Below are 2,019 nucleotides of genomic sequence, written 5' to 3'. Positions count from 1 at the left end.
TTCTGGAGATGTCTTGAAGTACCGAAAGGGACTGTGTTTTGCCATTCCCAAACGCTACGGCCCCGCACTGCCCGCCTCAAGCAGGTTTCCTCTGACAGTGCCACCACATCAGTTGACAGTTCACTTCATTTCCGGCGAGAGCAAGTTTTCACCGACGTCAGTCGGATCGGATCTGTCGGCTTGCCGCTCCAGTTCGTCCGTTTCGGACGACAGGTCGCCCTCGCCAAGAGTCACCACGGCTGCATCAGCCGTGCCGCCTGAGGGACTAGGTATCGCTTCTGCCGCACCACCGCCTTTCGCCGAAAATTGTCTGATGGGCAAACCGTTTGGAAATACAACCTCGCGCGCGGCGTCGGGCATTGAGATGCCGGCGTCCTGGAGCGCCCGCTTAACTTGGCGCATGAGCGCCGACTTAACCTTGAAGATTGAATAAGATTTTCCATCAAGCCAGAACTGCACTCGGATGTTGACGGTCGAAGGTCCGAGTTCTTCGACCAAGGCTCCCGGCTCAGGATCCTCAAGGACAGCTGGGTGCCTGAGGAGCACGCCGATTATGACTTTCTGCGCCTCTATGACTGAGTCGTCATATCCAATTCCAACAACAAAATCTGACCGCCGATTTGGATTGGTGGAAAAATTCTCGATTATGCTGTTGTAGACAAGCGAATTTGGGATTTGAACGTGATTGCCATCCAGAGCGAGTAGGACAGTTGTGCGCATATTGAGGTTCTGCACGATCCCTTGATGCTGGGCCACCCGTATCCAGTCACCTGCTCGGAAAGGGTTCCTGATGCTCAAGAGGATACTCGCAAGGGCGTTTGCGGCGATTTCTCTGAAGGCGAGACCAAGTACAATACCTACGAGCCCGGTGCCGCCCAAGACGGTAATTGCGAGGCGCGTAAGGCCAGCGAGCTGCAGTACAAGGTAAAGGCCGATCAGGAGCACCGGGATCGATAAAGCGCGCGCCACAATTTGAAGCAAGAGCGGTGACGTTATCCGCCCCCGCAAAGACCGCCGCGCCAATGCAGCCACGGCAAGAGAGACCAACCACGTGAATACGAGAATGAGCAGGGAAACGACCAAAAGCGGTGCAAACCATTTAACGCGATCTGTCAGCCTGTCGATTTCTCGCAAAGTCGGCGTCAGGTCCCAACTGATCTGGGGCTTCACTTCAATCCGGTTGACCACCGCGACGACACCTTCGGTTCTGAAAGACAGATCGCGTGCCCAGTCTTTTCGCTCGTCGGTTTCGGTCTCACCTTCCAGAAAAACGATGCCTTCACGCACGGTGATGGCTACTTGATCAAACCACTCACTGGCGATCAAAATACGTCTCAGGCGATCCGCGATCTCGGAGTCGCGCGCATCGGGTGCGATAGCGATCTCTCGTTGCGGTTCACTTTCGGCTGAATCGACGCTGCTCGGCAATGTCTGCGCCCGCGCCACTCCTCCCAAAAGCCCGGGAGCAAGCAGACCCAGTATCGCAACGCATTTCAGTAGCCTCACAAAATTGCCACCGTTGAGGCTGACGGTGGTCGCCAAAAATCTGCCCGATGTTTTGCGGATGACAGTCATTCGTTAATCCAACACTGTTGTTCACGCATCGTCCAGCCGGTTGACGATCGGTGCACTCTGGAATTCCCGTCTTTGGTAAAGAGTGTTTAGGCTCAGGACCCATTAAACGGGTTGAGGCTGCGCGGCCTGCGTGATTCACCGTCCCCGAACCAAAGGGGGCTTGATGAGCAATCTGTATTGGCTGAGCGAGGCGCAGATGGAGCGGCTTCGGCCTTATTTTCCGAAGAGCCATGGCGTGCCTCGCGTCAATGATCGGCGCGTCCTGAGCGGCATTATATTCATCAATCGCAACGGCTTGCGTTGGTGCGATGCGCCGCGGGATTATGGTCCGCACAAGACACTCTACAACCGCTGGAATAGGTGGAGCGATATGGGCGTTTTTGCGCGGATCATGACGGGTTTGGCGGCAGAGACCCCCGATAACAAGACGATCTCCATCGATGC

Annotated in this window: 2 protein-coding genes; one reads left to right on the top strand and one right to left on the bottom strand. The window is 55.7% G+C overall.

Features of this window, described 5'->3' with window-relative positions:
- Positions 1-120 precede the first annotated feature (120 nt).
- Positions 121-1,575 carry a mechanosensitive ion channel domain-containing protein gene (locus ACOI1H_RS25180; protein WP_422441019.1) on the bottom strand — a complete coding sequence of 485 codons (1,455 nt, stop codon included), beginning with the start codon at positions 1,573-1,575 and terminating at the stop codon, positions 121-123.
- A gap of 163 nt (positions 1,576-1,738) precedes the next feature.
- Here ACOI1H_RS25180 and ACOI1H_RS25175 point away from each other — a divergent pair.
- The coding region (locus tag ACOI1H_RS25175; RefSeq protein ID WP_422441017.1) for a transposase at positions 1,739-2,019 on the top strand (281 nt) is incomplete at its 3' end.

It is taken from the genome of Loktanella sp. DJP18 (genome assembly GCF_049310965.1).
Taxonomy (GTDB): domain Bacteria; phylum Pseudomonadota; class Alphaproteobacteria; order Rhodobacterales; family Rhodobacteraceae; genus Loktanella.
This window is presented reverse-complemented; position numbering and strand designations above follow the sequence as displayed.